Raw genomic sequence first — 14,768 nt, 5'->3', positions numbered from 1 at the left:
ATTTTACCTCACAACTTCACAACCCCTCAGCTTGTTGGTCAGTAGTGTCTGCGCTTAGTGCGCGGTGTTAGCCTCAATCAAATATAGCCTTATGGGCTCAGCCGATAGTTAACAGCATTGGGCTATCGCTTGCTTTGTTGAGAGGTGATTATATAGAATTAATTGATATTGTTTCCTCTGGCAGCTTATTTATCCTGCAAATAAGATGTAATAAATTGTCGTTCTAGATTGCAAATATAAGATTTAGCAACATCAGAGGAATAACGAATATGTCAACTAATCAACTACATCAGGCACGTAACCTAACGTTACCATCCCGTGAAGCTATGCTTTATCGAGTACCTTCGGTACAGCAGTTTTGGACGCACAATTACGACCTTTTGAGCGATGCATGGAAAGAGTGGGAGGAAAGTCAAAATGACAGCCTTGCACCTCTAGGCACTGCTTTGTTAGACAGCCGTTTACGCGAAGCGGTGACACAAGCGTGGGCTGACCCAAGTAAAGAATCAGCCGTGTTAGAATTGATGCATGAAGTGGCACCCGATGTGTTTGAGTTTCAGTTTTTTGATCCCCAGCGCTTGGCCGACTTACGTGCTTACCTTGAACAAGCGTGGGATGCACAAATTCCCCTTCGCCCGCCCTATGGTATCGTATTAAATCGCCGAGGTGCGATGCTCGACAGCCGTTCAGAAGGTTACTTGGCTGCACCTAGTTTTCAGGCGTTTTATCGTGAAATACTTAACACCTATATGCGCCCGATAGCGCGCTTATTGTTCCCTGAAATTATGGGCTACGATACGCAAACCTTTGGTTTTTCGATTCATTATAAGCCAAACACTGATACATCGATTCGTCCCCATACTGATGCCTCAGCGGTCACGTTGAACATTAATATCAATCTGCCGGACGAACCTTTTACTGGTTCAACGGTGGACTTTTACGACCCAAGTGCAGGAAAAATGATCCCACTGGCATTTACCTCAGGCAGTGCCATGATCCACCGAGGCAATGTGGTGCATGCGGCTCAGCCTATTACCAGTGGTGAGCGCACAAATTTGGTACTTTGGTTATTTGGTGACAATGGCAGAATGCCAATTCAAGATACGCAGCGCAGCGAGGTTGATGCGAAGCTACGCTGGACAATGCCAACCGGAAAATTAGACAATTTTGCGCCGTTTTAAGCTCGTGCCAAGATGGGGGAACATTCAACTTAGTGTTTAGGGTGTTTCCCTGTCTGGCGCGGCTGATGTCTTTTTCGGTTCAATGTCTTTTGGGGTGTCAATTGCTTCGATATTAATAATATTAGAGCGATTAAGCGTAAGTTTAAAACGCTGGATCTGCTGCTCCCGGGCCTTATTGGTGTGCATCATCACGACATTGATTTGATAACGTCGCTCTACCGCTTGTTTGGTGATTTTTTGATTTTCCAGGGAATATAGTCGCCCTTCACCTTTGCGTAAAAAGCGTACAAACGGGGTGAGGTTAAAGTATATTCTTTGCTGAATTTCATCGTAGCCGGGCAGAAAGCTCTTGGCGTTGACTTTGGTTTCACTGCGAAAATGCAATAGCTTAGCTGCTTGTTTATTTTGCTGACGCCTGGTTTGAAAGACCTTATCAATTTGCGTTGGTAGATCTTTGCTACTGATATATTCAAGCCAGATGGTTTGGCGAGCTACTTTGCTTTTCGTCACACTGTGGCTGTACAGCAAACGCCATTTAGGCAAACCCTTTTGGATCCGCCGCCAAATCAGGCGTGTAATGTCTTCTTTAAAAATTTCCCTGAGCCCATAAATCACACCTAACATACCTACCAGTGCTATCGTGACTTCGGTGAAGTTGGTGCGGGCGTTAAGTACCAATAACATCACAAACGCCATGATAATGGCTGTTACTGTGCCCTTTACAAGACGATTCAAATAACTGTTTAAGCTTTTCACCTGCTTTTGAAACACCACACCGTACTCAATCAAACGCTGCAATAAGCGCATTTTATTGGTGATACGGTTGGGATCACTCAGGGTAACAGAGGAATTATATTGGTTTTCCTTGCGGTATTGATTTTCGCGACGACAAAGACCAATTAAAAATTGGTGCTCGCTGGCAAAATCACTACTTTTAGGCGCGCGCGACAACAGCTTTAAGAATGATTGCTCAACTTGCCAACTGAGATAGTTATCTGCATTTTCAAAATAGGCTCTGAGCTTCTGGTCAGAAGGGGTGTAGCGTCTCAGTTTTTTCAACAGGCCAGAAGTTTGCTCAGCGAGTTCTATCGCATGAGGGTAGAACGCTTTGGGATCTTTAAGCTTAATGGTTTGCTTTATATCAGTATCAAGGGCGGTATGTATTTGGTATGAATACAAATTCAAGTTCAAACGGTAATCGCTTTGCTCCCCTTTTTTTTGGCTGATAAAACGACTACGTACCAAAGGCACATGAAGCTGATCTGAATAATAAGCGCTTTGACACTGAATGCTGTGATGAAAATACTGCTCTTCTGATAAGGTCTTGGCGTTAATTCCCATTTCTTCTGGGATAGAAAAATACAAATCAAGACGCTGCTGATCACTGGGTAACAATTTGTAAGCCACTCTAATGGAGAGGTTTTCATCTTGAGTGAGTTTAACGTTATCCACTTATAGGAGTATCTCTTTTCGTGAGTAATAGCAGAGTACAAATCCAAATTTATTATGCCTGACTTTGCCAAGCATGACTAACACTCGAAACGCTGAGGTTGCTAATAGCGTTAGTGTTTATCTGCCAAAATAGTATTAACTCAGCGCTTTTGCGGTGAAAGGCTACTGCCAATTGACGCCACAATCACCAGCCCAATAGCGGCCCACTGCAACAATGTGAGTTGTTCACTTAAAATAATAAAGCCGGCTAGGGCAGCAACAGCCGGCTCCAGGCTCATCAACACGCTAAATGCCTGTGTTGGCATATTTCTAAGGGCGACCATTTCCAGCGAGTAAGGTAACGCACTAGATAACACCCCAACCAGCAGCCCAAGGGGCAACACTTGCCAGCTAAACAGTTCAATACCTTGCGTGACCGCACCAATAGGCACGAGTACCAACGCGGCTACCGTCATGCCTAACGCCACCGTAATGCCGCCGGATGCTTGTTTACCGGTGCGGGTACCAAATAGAATATAACCTGCCCAGCAAGCCCCAGCCCCTAGCGCCATTAATGCGCCGACCAGATCCAGCCCTTGGGCACTGGTTAAATCAGGCATGAGAAGAACAATTCCCGCTATGGCACAGGCTACCCAAACAAGGTCACTTTTACGCTTCGAAGAAAACAGCGCAACAGCCAAGGGCCCGGTAAATTCAAGGGCAACAGCGATACCTAATGGAATGCGTTCAATCGCCAAATAAAACAAGATATTCATGCCGCCCAAACATAAACCGTAAACAATTACACTGCGCCAATCACGCCCTTGAGGTAAAGCGCGCCACGGCCGAAATACCAGCCAAAGTACAATTGCTGCAAAGCCTAAGCGCAGGGCAGTGGTGCCATCAGGGCCAACAATAGGAAACAGCTGCTTTGCCAAGGACGCACCAGATTGGATGGTGACCATAGCCAGTAATACACAGCCCACAGCCGTCAGAAGCACGCGGTTGATTTGCATAGAGAAATAGTCCGGGAAAGTGAATCAATTAAGGGGCGGTATTCTACCTGAGGAAATGGGAATTCACACTGGATTTGGTTATTCGCTGCGTTTGCTAATGCACTTCGTGCTCCAAGCACAGCTTCGCTGCCTACACACTTCGTGTGCCAAGCATGCGCTTTGCTTATTTATGCACTGCGTGCATCAGGCACAGCTTCGCTGTTTATGGGCTTCGCCCACATTATGCACTTCGTGCACCAGCATCCATGCTGGGTATGACAGACAATCCATGGTCTGCCAGTCACTTCTTTCCAACAGCCGAAAAAAGTGATCAAGACAAAATGGTCGGGAACCATTTTGAACTTACGAAGTAAGGCCTGAAAGGCAAAATACAGGACGTATTTTGTAAAGGCCGCCCTCCAACAAGTTTCTATTCCTGTGCGTCTTGACTCACTCTGCTCGTGAAAACGCGTTCCCTACGCGGCTCACACTGGTTAGATTGAATCCCTTCAATCTAACCAGTGTGAGCCTGCGATGCTCGGGAAACTTGAGTCGGTATAAAAGAAAAAATCGAAAGCAAAGCAGCGACTTCGCCGCCAGAGTATTCACTTCGCTTATTCATGTGCTGCGCACACGTTATGCACTTCGCTTATTCATGTGCTGCGCACACGTTATGCACTTCGTGCTCCAAGCACAGCTTGGCTGTTTATGGGCTTCGCCCACTTCATCCATGACGCTTTTTCAAACGGAATCCATTCCGTCCAACTTACTTTTCTTCAACAGCTAAGAAAAGTAAGCACAAATTTATCGGGAATGAATTTGAACATCCGAAGGATGGCCTAAGCGTTCTTGGCGCAGGTGAAATACATGGATGTATTTCATAAAAGAAGCCGGTCTCCACCAAACTTCCTTCACCGCTAAAAGTAACGGCTTTAATGTCAGAGCGGCGTGAGGAAACATCCCTGTAAAGCACTTCGCTAATTAAGCTCTTCGAAAACTTCTAATACAAAACTGACTTTAAATCCGTCCTTGGTACCTCACCCAGCTTCACCATCCATGGCGAACCGTTTACCCGATAGGAGCAGTGCTCCTAAGAGCCTCGGGTGCACCCATGTCTGGCCATCTGACAAGCCGATACTTTTATCGGGAAAGTTTGAGTCGCGTAAAAATCAAAAGCATCGACTTTGTCGCCAGAGCATGTGCTGCGCAAACGTTATGCACTTCGTGCAGCAAGTACAGCTTCGCTGTTTATGGGCGTCGCCCACGTCATCCATGACGCTTTTTCAACCCCTCGTCCCGAGGGCTCGATTTACTTTTTACCAACGCCGCAAAAAGTAAACAAAAAGGGCCGCCCTCCAGCAAGTTTCTATTCCTGTGCGTCTTGACTCACTCTGGTCGTGAAAACGCGTTCCCGACGCGGCTTTCACTTAGATTAAATCCCTTCAATCTAACCAGTGTGAGCCTGCGATGCTCGGGAAACTTGAGTCGGTGGATAAAGCAAAGCAGCGACTTTGTCGCCGAAGCATTCGCTTCGCTCACTTAGATGTAATCAACTTTACGGTTGTTTTTATATACACTCTCCACTGTCATTCCGGTAAACAGCGAAATCTTGGGAGTTTTCAGTATTTCTACAACAACTAGTTCAATAGATGGAAAAAATTTAACCTGTACAACAAGTTACGGTGTATGCTAAAAAAAGACAGATGTAGAAAGATGGAAAAATTTCGTTATTTAATACGGAAATTTTCCAGATATTAATATTGTTAAGTGTAGGGAAGATAGTTTGGCTCAAAAGCTTGTTTCAAAGTCAGAATGGATGCGTTTTTGTACAACCCGAATTGAAACCACTTTAAGTTCTGGAGGTAAGACGACTGGGACAGGGTTCTTTTTTGTTATATCTCAAGAAGAGAACCTGCAAACGATCGTTTTAATTACGAATAAGCATGTTCTTGATGGGGCAAAATCTTTTTCAATCTTTTTAACTAGAAAAGATGAAAATGACATGCCAATGGATTCACCTCCTGAAAAAATAACTATTAGTGGGTTTGATTCTTTTTTAGTTCGTCATCCTGAAACAGATGTGGATTTATGTGCTTTCATTTTAGGTCCTACACTTCAAATGTGGGCGGATAAAGGGCGTTACTACTATTACGGTCTAATGGGGTTTGAAACAGTTCCTACCTTAGAAGAGTTAAGTGATTTAGCTGCTGTACAAGATATTGTTATGGTTGGTTACCCAAATGGAATATGGGATGAACACAACAATCAACCAGTGATTCGAAAAGGAGTAACTTCAACAGATCCAGCCCTCAACTGGAACAATAAACCTGTTTTTTTGATTGATGCGGCATGCTTTCCTGGCTCCAGCGGCTCCCCAGTATTTTTATATAACCCGCTTGGGACTCAATCAAAATCTGGCTCATATCAAATGGGTAAGGGGCTGTTTAAGTTCTTAGGTATTCTATATGCAGGACCACAGCATACTGCAACTGGCGATATTGTCGAGGTACCAATTGCGCAATCGAAGCTTCAAGCTCGCTCGAATATTCCTAACAATCTAGGACTAGTGGTTTCATCGCAAAAGTTAAAAGAACTGATTCCCCTAGTAGATAAAAGAGGAGAAGAAATCGTTAAAGCTTTAAACCAGTTAGCGCTTAACAAGCAAAGGCAAGCGGACGCATAAATGCCCCGCTGTCTTGGAAGTTAGGCGACTTAAGTATTATCTCTCATTTTCACATAAAAATTATGAAGACACCCATGATAAAGAGAATACATTTCAGGATGAAATTAGCCTGTTAGATTATTGTTTTTATTGATATTAATGGTTGTTCTGCTGCCGTAAATTAACAGAAATTACGAAAGCAGAAATTACAAATTACGAAGACACCCATGATAATTGTTACTAAATTAGCAGGATAAATTAACAGGACAGCCATAATAATTGTTGGCCCGATTTTTTTAATTGGCACCGAAAGAAATTAACAAGACGCGGTTAATAGCTGTCTGATTTTGATTGTTAATTACTTGGTGGGGGCAACCTTGGCTACGCTTCTGCGTAGGTAGCCAAGGTTTTTGGCGTGTGAGATAGCAACTTTTAGCGAAGGTGTTCGCAGCTTGCTTTATTCTTTTAGTGCCAGTGCTGCCATTTTCATTGTGCTTTCGAATGATGCGGTGCCGGCTATGAATAAGCCGTTGTGGCAAAACATGGCGTCTTCAATTCCTGTTTCATCCTGAAGTGCTTCATCAGACAACCCAGCCCATGCTTTTGGTAGGGGTCTTTTGTCTTCAAATGAACCCGGCTCTACAGGTACGGCTTGAATCATCCATTGCTCAGATTGTGATGGGTAAATCACATATAACGCTTTTTCAGATAAGGTATGAACTGTCTTTTTCCACGGCGTGTATTTTTCCAATACGATCACTCTTTCGTCTTGGGCATTTTTTATGGCATCGGCCACGATGGCTTTTGCGTTAATACTACCTTTAGCGCCAGCGATAAAGCGCGTTAATACCCGAGAGGCAAACTCTACGGCTTCATTAAAGCCGCTGTCAAAATCGCTGTCTTCTTGCCATGTTGGGTTGAACATTGAAATGGTTTGGCTAAGGCTAATACCTTCAGACACCCCTTTTACATGCCCACAGTCGATGGCATCAATGGTCGAAACTAACCCGGAATCAAGTGCATTCGCTACGCCTTGATCATTTTCGCAAATAGCGAGGCCATATTTTTGCCAAATCAAGCCGAAAGAGGAGTAGGGAATGCCATTGTCACGCTCGCCCGCGCCACCACGTTGATGATGGTCAAAGCGGTCTGTTGCTGGGTCGTGTTCGCCGCCTACATCAATTACCACATCCGCCTTGGCGATAGTGTCTTTATCACGCGTGCGAATGAGGGTAAAAGACGGAAGTATTTGCTTAAGAGCCGCCACACTGAACACATCGTCAGCATGAAAACTACCACTGTGAGTTACTACAATTTTATCAGTCATTAATTTGAGTCATTTATTGAGAAGAAAAGAAAGGCGTCGTTCGCTATACATTGAGAATAAAAACGACTCAGCACGTTGTTATTTACACAAGAAAAAACATGACGCGATTCTATCTGAAAACAAAGCGCAATTTTGTACTAATTAGCAAGTCGCCAATATAAGTTTGCTCTCGGGTGATGAATTTTTTGCGTATAGTTGTTGAGTTATAAGACTTTTAAATACTGGGTAAACTGAAAGGCTAATTGTTCTAAGCTGCTTATCTCATTGTGAATGTTCATCTTTCTGAGAGTTGTATCATTGATACATCGATGTGGGTGTTTCGCAGCAGTTCCAGTGATACAATTTTAACAACGGTATCGCTGCGCAGGCTGTTAATACCGTGAAGTACGTGCGGGTAGGCACGGTAAAAAGTTAAGTTAATGAGGGATTATGCGCTTTCAAGGAAAGATATTTAATTGGAATGACGACAAAGGGTTTGGTTTTGTTGAACCAAATGGCGGTGGCGAAAGGGCGTTTGTACATATAAAGGCCTTTAACCCGCGTTCAAGGCGGCCCATTGATGGTGACATCATTATTTATGAGCTTGTTCGAGAAGATAATCATCGCGCTAAAGCGGTCAATATTCAGTTCTCTCGGGACGCAACAGGTGCGTTAAACAAAAGCGTAAGTTCAAAAAACGTACATAGCAAAAACAGCGGTAAAAATAACCAAGCCAGTCAAAGCCGTCGACCTAAAGGCAAAGCACAAAGTCATACCTTAGCGAATACGTTTATCTTGCTGTTTTGTGTAGGGTTAGCGCTATCTGTTTTGGTCAGCCCTTTACCGCCTGTGGTGGGCGGTATTTATGTGGCCACGAGTGTTATTGCTTTTCTCGCCTACGCGATTGATAAAAACGCCGCACAAAAAGGGCTTTGGCGTACCAAAGAAAGCACCTTGCATCTGTTTGCTTTACTTGGCGGCTGGCCTGGGGCATTACTGGCGCAAAATTGGCTAAGGCATAAATCAAGTAAAACCGAGTTTAAGCATGTTTATTGGATCACTGTGTTGTTAAACCTAGGTGGTTTGTATTGGTTGCACACAACCCAGGGCATACAGTTTTTGAACCGCTATGTTATGCCGCTTTTCGCTGGGCTTTTATAATGATTTACACCCGTGCAAAGTGTCAGCACATAGTAAGCAAAGCCAAGCGTTATTAGCTAAGCTAGCAGCAAGGTTCAATAAAAGGTGCAACACAAGAGGCAGCACAAGGTTCAACACAAGTTGCAACAACCTAAATTATTCAACAAACTGATGAGGCAAAGATGATGACTAAAGGGGCTTTCTACTTCCTATTGCTATTTTCTTTTGATGTTTTAGCAGATAACAAATTTAGCAACCTACTATTTTTAGACGATAACCAGCAGTCACCACCTGCAGATTTGAGCGTGATCCAGTGGCTTTCAGGCCATTGGCGAGGCGAAGCGTTTGGCGGGGTAGTGGAAGAGGTGTGGTCACCCCCGCTGGGCGGCAGTATGATGGGCGCATTTAAGCTGGTGGTTGAAGGCCAAGTACAATTCTACGAAATTGAAACCATATCACAGGTCAATGACACCCTTATATTCAGCTTGAAGCACTTCAATAAAGACCTAACAGGCTGGGAAGAGAAAGACAAAAAGGTCGATTTCAAATTAGTCAAAGTCACAGACAATAAAGTCTACTTCAACGGCCTAACCATTGAGCGGCTAAGCGACAAGGAGATCAATATTTATGTTGCCATTGAACACGAGGGCAACACCACAGAAGAAAAGTTTAATTATAAAAGGGTTGAGTGAAATGCATCTTGTGTAAGCAAGGGAGCAGAAACAGAAACAAGAGCTGTTGCAGAACCATGCCCAAACTCAAGCCAAAGCGTTTGGTGTTAACAATCCAAATTGAAATAGCTATCATTTAGCCTGTCAGCCTATAAGAGTGAAAAAGCGAACATGATCATTTTCAATGCTTAAGACAGCAGATCCGACAGAGAAAGCATAGGCCGTTAATAAGTAAATTTCGCATAAGTCCAAGTTACAGCTATTGAAGACAAAAATGTCGAATGGCAATTTAAAAATTCTAGAAGTCAATTAGAAGCTAATGCTCTGTTGAGGTATCTATTCGCTGAAATACCACTTATCTATCGTATCGGCAATATTCTTAACATCAATTGATGTGTTACTACACATAACTAAGTTCATAAATTGATTATCTGGATAACGACGATACATGATGTTTGCACCTAACCAACCTCCAGAGTGAGATACCAACTTTCCATTTTCATCTTTAGAAATAAACTGTCCATTAGCGTAAAGGATATCAGCCCCAATTTCGGGACTAACCGGAAGTGAGCTATTTGGTAGCATGAACTCTTGTATAAATACTTTTGGATTTTTACCTAGTTTTGGCGCATCAAACTGTGCATTCCACTTCTGCATATCGCTAATGTTGGTATGCAGTCCCCCATCTCCTACAACGAACAAATTTGTCATATCGTTTATATAATTACCGCTTTCATCCTTAGCGTACCCGTAAGCTCTGTTCTTAATTAGCTCTACTGCATTATCTGCGAAAAAGGTGTTATTCATATCAAGTGGTTTAAATATATATTTATCGGTATATTCACGAAGTGTTAATCCACTTACTTCTTCTACAAGAATAGCTAACACGATGTAGCCCATATTGCTGTAACGCCATTCTGTATCAGGTTTTATTACTAAAGGTAGGGTTTTAACTACGTCATGAAATTCTGATACGCTTAAGTAATCTTCATTTCCAACCCGAAATGGATGACCTGAAACAGCTTTTAAATTAAGGGCCCCTTCTTCTGCTATAAAATCTTTTGGATATCCGTATGTCGAGATCAAGTCGTAGTCTCCCATGCCTGCGGTATGACCAATAATGCTATTTATCGAAACCTTAGCGCCATAATCAGGTAGGTCACTAACGTAGATTGATATGTCATTTTTTAGTTCTATTTTTCCCTGATCAGCCAATAAACGAACCGCCATTGCAACGAATTGTTTAGAAACAGATGCCATTCGATGCACATTATTATCAGACATAGCGATATTTAATTCGGCGTTCGCCAATCCGTAACCTTTTTTGATGATTGCATTTCCCTTTTCAAAAACACCGACCGAACAACCCGGTTCGTTAGCTGGTATAAGTGACTTAAGTTTGCCTTCTAAGGAAATAATTTTTGGTGTATCAGCAAAGGCATACGTATTCAGAATGAAAAGAAGAAGAACAGAAACTAACCGAGTGATATTTTTCATGGCAGTGGCTTTCCTTTGATTTGTCAATGAAAATAGATCGTAAACTTATAGATTGTTAAACCATACAACCTTAGTTTAAACCTCTTGAGAATCAAATCTTAGGGTTAAGAGGAGTAAACCTGTGGGGACAGGTTCATTGAAATGTTAGAAAAGACTCAATACCTATTAGATGCACTAAATTCCTAACGTCCTCTTTAGTGAATAAGAACTTATCTAGTCACCCATATTAAAAAATCTGTTGAAGTTTTAGTGGCTGTTTTTGTCCAACGAGCTTGTTTTTATTCCAAGGTTCTTAGGATGATAAATTGCTAATTGATAGATTTTGAATCCGCTACGTTAATGGAGATCTAAGTTTAGTAGCCTGCGAATAGTCTTTAATTTGAAATGCAAACGGGGCGTTTGAGCGATTAGAGGTCCTTGGTTGGAAACGCGGTGGTATTCCGCTTCAGCTACGTGCCTATTGCGGCCATTCCGGACTTTTAATAGTCGCTTTGGCTTAACACCCAAGATAGACGTTCAGGGATTAATAATCTGCTCGCATAAATCAGCGGTTCTTAATCAGCAAATTTTAGTGTGAGTTGTCATCTTTCGCGCCTTATTATCAATAAAATCTACGAAGTGTTCATTAATTGCCTTCATTATCAAAGCTAATTCCCTCTGTTAATCTTTCTTCCGTCGTCAACTTATCGACTCGATATAAAATTTTTGTTAAGTCGGAAGAAATAGTGCTTCCACTAAATTGGAGAAAATCATGTTTACGAATTTTGGATGGATTGTTGAAGCAAAGCTTAAAGAGGGTGAGCTAGAAAACTTTAAAGCGGTAATGAATTCGCAAGTGAACCGTGCTTTGAATGAAAAAGGTACGCTCAACTATCAATATTACTTGTCAGACTCCGGCGATATTTTAGTTTATGAGCGTTTTGCTGATGCTGATGCATCACATGAGCATATCGAAAACTGGGATGCTCATGCTGAACGCTGGATTTCAGCCGCGCAACCAACACGCATGCTTCATCTTGGTGACTTGCCAGATGATGTTCGTGAACGTCATGCTTCGCTAGTACCTACTTGGTTAAAGCCTCTGGCTGGTTTTGCAAGAGAAGAGTATGAAGGAAGCTTAATTAAAAATGGGAATGATACTAGCTTCGAAAATTTTGGTTGGATTGTGGAGGCAAAACTGAATCAAGGTCAGTTCGAAGCATTTAAAGAAGTAATGAATTCTCAAGTTGCACGAGCCAAAACAGAAGAAGGCACACTAAACTATCAATATTACCTATCTGATGAGGGGGACATATTAGTTTACGAGCGTTTTCGAGATTTAGAAGCTTCTTTTATTCATATCGAAAACTGGAATGATCATGCCGAACGATGGATTGCAGCAGCAACACCCACCCGTATGGTACACCTAGGTGACTTACCACAAGAGCTACGTGAGATGCACGCTTCACTTTCACCTTTACTACTAAAACCGCTTGGTGGTTTTGCAAAATAGTCAATCTTATGAGTAAGCCGATACGAGCAATCTAATCGTTATCGGTTGCGTTTAGCACATACGTTAACAATTTAAAGGTACGCCATGAAAATTCTAAACAAATATACAAATTTATTACGTGTAATGCTGACTATTGTTGCGCTGTCAGCATGCTCTCAAACAGTATTAGCCCAGCAACAATACTCGCTGCAAGATTTACCTGCACAATTTAACTCTCCAGCAAGCTTTTCGCTTGATTCAGATAACAATATTCTGTTCACATCACCTAACCTACATAACCAAACGCTTGTAGAGCAAGGTGTTATAACTAAAGCGGCGGCTCCAACAATTGGGCTTATTGATAACAACAATCAAGTGTCTGTGTGGTACACATTTAAGCAACAGGATTTAGAGCCAAACAGCGGTGTTGTCACTCCCATGGGGATTGCTAAAGGTCCAGATGGAAACATTTATATTGCCGACATGCAATTATGGTTTGGCGGTGAATCTCGTTTGCTTCGAGTGAATGTTATCGATGGTAAAGCCATTGATGTAGACGTTGTTGCTAAAGGTTTCTCATTTCCTAACGCGGTAGCTTGGAGGGGTAACGATGTGTTTATCTCTGATACGGTACTTGCGACTGAGAAAGGAATATCAACGACAAGTGGTGTGTATAAATTAAGGTTAGATGAACTTAGTGCTGAAAATCCATTACAGATTTCTAAATATCAGAATAAAAACAACCACGACGCACACCTATTTGAGATATTTGAATCAAACGGTAGCCTAGGTTTTGGGGCAAATGGCTTGGCAGTTGACGGAAAGGGCAACCTTTATACCGGTATCATGGAGGACGGCACCATATACAAAAGCACTTTCAATGAAGATAGCTCTAAGCTAGAAACCACACTGTTTAATAAAGGTTTGATCGCAAGTGATGGCATCCAGTGGGATGCACCTTCTAATGCACTTTACATTACCGATTTATTTGATAATGCCGTTTACCGTATTGATATGAATGGCCAAGCTAAATTGCTAGCCAAAAACGGAAATACCGACGGCAGCAAAAACATGTTAGATGCGCCGGGAGAAGTTATCGTACGTGCTGGTATTGCCTATGTAACTAATTTTGACGCTGCATTTGGTGCGTCAACTATGGTTAATACTAAACCTGATGCGCCTTTTACGATATCAGTGGTGCCTATTAAATAATCACCAGTATCACAGTCAGATGAATAAACGGTCAGATAATCTTGGCCGTTATATTGGTAAACTACTCTTCCTGTATCCTATCCCAGTAAGGTGGGCTTCCATAACGCTCAGAAAAGTAATCTATAAACGCACGAACCTTAGGGGCAACCAATTTTGATGAAGGGTAGACAGCCCATATAGAGGCATCGGCCTCTAAAGGGTAGTCTTCAAGAATTTGTACTAAGGTCCCAGCTCTTAAATGCTCGTAAGCAATCCATGTAGAGCACATTACAATCCCCATCCCGTTTAAGCATGCATCGCAAACAGCTTTGCCGTTGTCTGTGGTAAACGCCCCTCTTGTCTTAATATTTAATAGACCCTTTGAGGTTTTAAACAGCCAATTGTCATTACCAATTAGGTTAATACAATTATGTTGTTGCAGTGCTTCAGGGGTTATTGGCCTACCATGCTTTTTAAGGTAGTCAGGTGAGGCACAGATAATTCTATTGTCTATAGCGAGTTTTCTGGCTATCAAGGCAGAGTCTTTTAGCTCAGCATTTCGAATCGCAATATCAAATCCACCTTCAACAATATCTACTATTGTATCGCTGAGACGAAGCTCTACAGATAAATCAGGGAAAATCTCCATAAATTCATTTAATGCAGGTATTAAGTGTATATGACTAAAAGAAACCGGCGCTGTTATTCGTAATTTTCCTCTGGTCTTAGCTCCCCCTCTGACTGACGATACTGCTATATCAGCCGACACAAGAACATCTCTAGCATGTGGAAGAAACGCCTCTCCTTCATCGGTAAGCGATACCTTTCGAGTGGTACGATGTATTAGACGAATACCCAGGCTTTCCTCTAACTTACTAAGATGAGCGCTAGCCACAGCCGATGACAAGCCAAATTCAGCTCCAGCTTTAGATATATTGTGAGTGGCAGCTACCCGAATAAATAGTTTTACATAGTCTAGATTTATCATTATTAGGGGCACAGTCAGGATTATAGCAACAGAGTAGTGCTACTTTACCGTATCACTTTAAAAATTCATAAGCTGAGTTTACTTTTAGCCGTACGGTCTCTGATAAGATTTGGCGCAGATATGAGTTAAAACTTACTTCCGCAGTTGGCTCGGAATCGATGAGGTGAGGTTAACTTGATTACGTCCGCTTTACGTACACAACTGCCTTTCAGATTAGATCAAGAGCTTATATCCT

11 protein-coding genes are annotated in these 14,768 nt (G+C 42.3%); 6 read left to right on the top strand and 5 right to left on the bottom strand.

Annotated elements, in window-relative coordinates:
* The first annotated feature begins 269 nt into the window (after positions 1-269).
* The gene (locus GCHA_RS20515; RefSeq protein ID WP_007991782.1) at positions 270-1,181 is read left to right on the top strand and encodes a 2OG-Fe(II) oxygenase family protein; all 912 of its coding nucleotides are present in this window, start codon (positions 270-272) and stop codon (positions 1,179-1,181) included.
* Positions 1,182-1,217: 36 nt separating this feature from the next.
* On the opposite strand, the gene GCHA_RS20510 is transcribed toward GCHA_RS20515, so the two are convergent.
* Both GCHA_RS20510 and GCHA_RS20505 read right to left on the bottom strand, forming a co-directional pair.
* Positions 1,218-2,633 carry a hypothetical protein gene (locus GCHA_RS20510; protein ID WP_007991779.1) on the bottom strand — a complete coding sequence of 472 codons (1,416 nt, stop codon included), beginning with the start codon at positions 2,631-2,633 and terminating at the stop codon, positions 1,218-1,220.
* 140 nt (positions 2,634-2,773) lie between these two features.
* Entirely contained in the window at positions 2,774-3,628 is an 855-nt protein-coding gene (locus tag GCHA_RS20505) for an EamA family transporter (protein ID WP_007991777.1), read from the bottom strand.
* Between the two features lie 1,762 nt (positions 3,629-5,390).
* Between GCHA_RS20505 and GCHA_RS20500 the strand changes: the two genes are divergently transcribed.
* Positions 5,391-6,290, top strand: a complete 900-nt coding sequence (locus GCHA_RS20500) for a S1 family peptidase (protein WP_007991773.1) — start codon at positions 5,391-5,393, stop codon at positions 6,288-6,290.
* A 436-nt stretch (positions 6,291-6,726) separates the two neighbouring features.
* Here the strand turns inward: GCHA_RS20500 and GCHA_RS20495 are convergent, their stop codons facing one another.
* Positions 6,727-7,596, bottom strand: coding sequence for an MYG1 family protein (locus GCHA_RS20495; protein WP_007991772.1), 870 nt, complete (start codon positions 7,594-7,596; stop codon positions 6,727-6,729).
* Positions 7,597-8,025: 429 nt separating this feature from the next.
* Here GCHA_RS20495 and GCHA_RS20490 point away from each other — a divergent pair, with 429 nt between their 5' ends.
* Both GCHA_RS20490 and GCHA_RS20485 read left to right on the top strand, forming a co-directional pair.
* The gene (locus GCHA_RS20490; RefSeq protein ID WP_007991771.1) at positions 8,026-8,736 is read left to right on the top strand and encodes a DUF1294 domain-containing protein; all 711 of its coding nucleotides are present in this window, start codon (positions 8,026-8,028) and stop codon (positions 8,734-8,736) included.
* A gap of 161 nt (positions 8,737-8,897) precedes the next feature.
* Positions 8,898-9,407 (top strand): DUF6265 family protein, encoded by a 510-nt coding sequence (locus GCHA_RS20485; protein WP_229816613.1) that lies wholly within the window; start codon positions 8,898-8,900, stop codon positions 9,405-9,407.
* A gap of 315 nt (positions 9,408-9,722) precedes the next feature.
* Here the strand turns inward: GCHA_RS20485 and GCHA_RS20480 are convergent, their stop codons facing one another.
* Positions 9,723-10,883, bottom strand: coding sequence for a serine hydrolase domain-containing protein (locus GCHA_RS20480; protein WP_007991766.1), 1,161 nt, complete (start codon positions 10,881-10,883; stop codon positions 9,723-9,725).
* Positions 10,884-11,634: 751 nt separating this feature from the next.
* Here GCHA_RS20480 and GCHA_RS20475 point away from each other — a divergent pair.
* Both GCHA_RS20475 and GCHA_RS20470 read left to right on the top strand, forming a co-directional pair.
* On the top strand, positions 11,635-12,375 hold the full coding sequence (locus GCHA_RS20475) for a putative quinol monooxygenase (protein ID WP_007991764.1): 741 nt from the start codon (positions 11,635-11,637) through the stop codon (positions 12,373-12,375).
* 84 nt (positions 12,376-12,459) lie between these two features.
* Positions 12,460-13,566, top strand: coding sequence for an NHL repeat-containing protein (locus GCHA_RS20470; RefSeq protein WP_007991761.1), 1,107 nt, complete (start codon positions 12,460-12,462; stop codon positions 13,564-13,566).
* A gap of 61 nt (positions 13,567-13,627) precedes the next feature.
* On the opposite strand, the gene GCHA_RS20465 is transcribed toward GCHA_RS20470, so the two are convergent.
* A complete protein-coding gene (locus GCHA_RS20465) occupies positions 13,628-14,533 on the bottom strand; it encodes a LysR family transcriptional regulator (RefSeq protein ID WP_007991759.1) in 906 nt (301 codons plus the stop codon).
* Positions 14,534-14,768: the final 235 nt, after the last annotated feature.

Origin of the sequence: Paraglaciecola chathamensis S18K6 (assembly GCA_000314955.1) — a bacterium.
In the GTDB taxonomy this organism is placed as follows: domain Bacteria; phylum Pseudomonadota; class Gammaproteobacteria; order Enterobacterales; family Alteromonadaceae; genus Paraglaciecola; species Paraglaciecola chathamensis.
Note: the sequence above shows the minus strand (reverse complement) of the source record. Positions and strands in the feature narration are given on the sequence as shown.

Coding starts and splice junctions, on each gene's coding strand:
- GCHA_RS20490 (WP_007991771.1), top strand. CDS start 8,026: ATGCGCTTTCAAGGAAAGATATTTAATTGGAATGACGACAAAGGGTTT.
- GCHA_RS20485 (WP_229816613.1), top strand. CDS start 8,898: ATGATGACTAAAGGGGCTTTCTACTTCCTATTGCTATTTTCTTTTGAT.
- GCHA_RS20495 (WP_007991772.1), bottom strand. CDS start 7,596: ATGACTGATAAAATTGTAGTAACTCACAGTGGTAGTTTTCATGCTGAC.
- GCHA_RS20475 (WP_007991764.1), top strand. CDS start 11,635: ATGTTTACGAATTTTGGATGGATTGTTGAAGCAAAGCTTAAAGAGGGT.
- GCHA_RS20465 (WP_007991759.1), bottom strand. CDS start 14,533: ATGATAAATCTAGACTATGTAAAACTATTTATTCGGGTAGCTGCCACT.
- GCHA_RS20515 (WP_007991782.1), top strand. CDS start 270: ATGTCAACTAATCAACTACATCAGGCACGTAACCTAACGTTACCATCC.
- GCHA_RS20505 (WP_007991777.1), bottom strand. CDS start 3,628: ATGCAAATCAACCGCGTGCTTCTGACGGCTGTGGGCTGTGTATTACTG.
- GCHA_RS20470 (WP_007991761.1), top strand. CDS start 12,460: ATGAAAATTCTAAACAAATATACAAATTTATTACGTGTAATGCTGACT.
- GCHA_RS20480 (WP_007991766.1), bottom strand. CDS start 10,883: ATGAAAAATATCACTCGGTTAGTTTCTGTTCTTCTTCTTTTCATTCTG.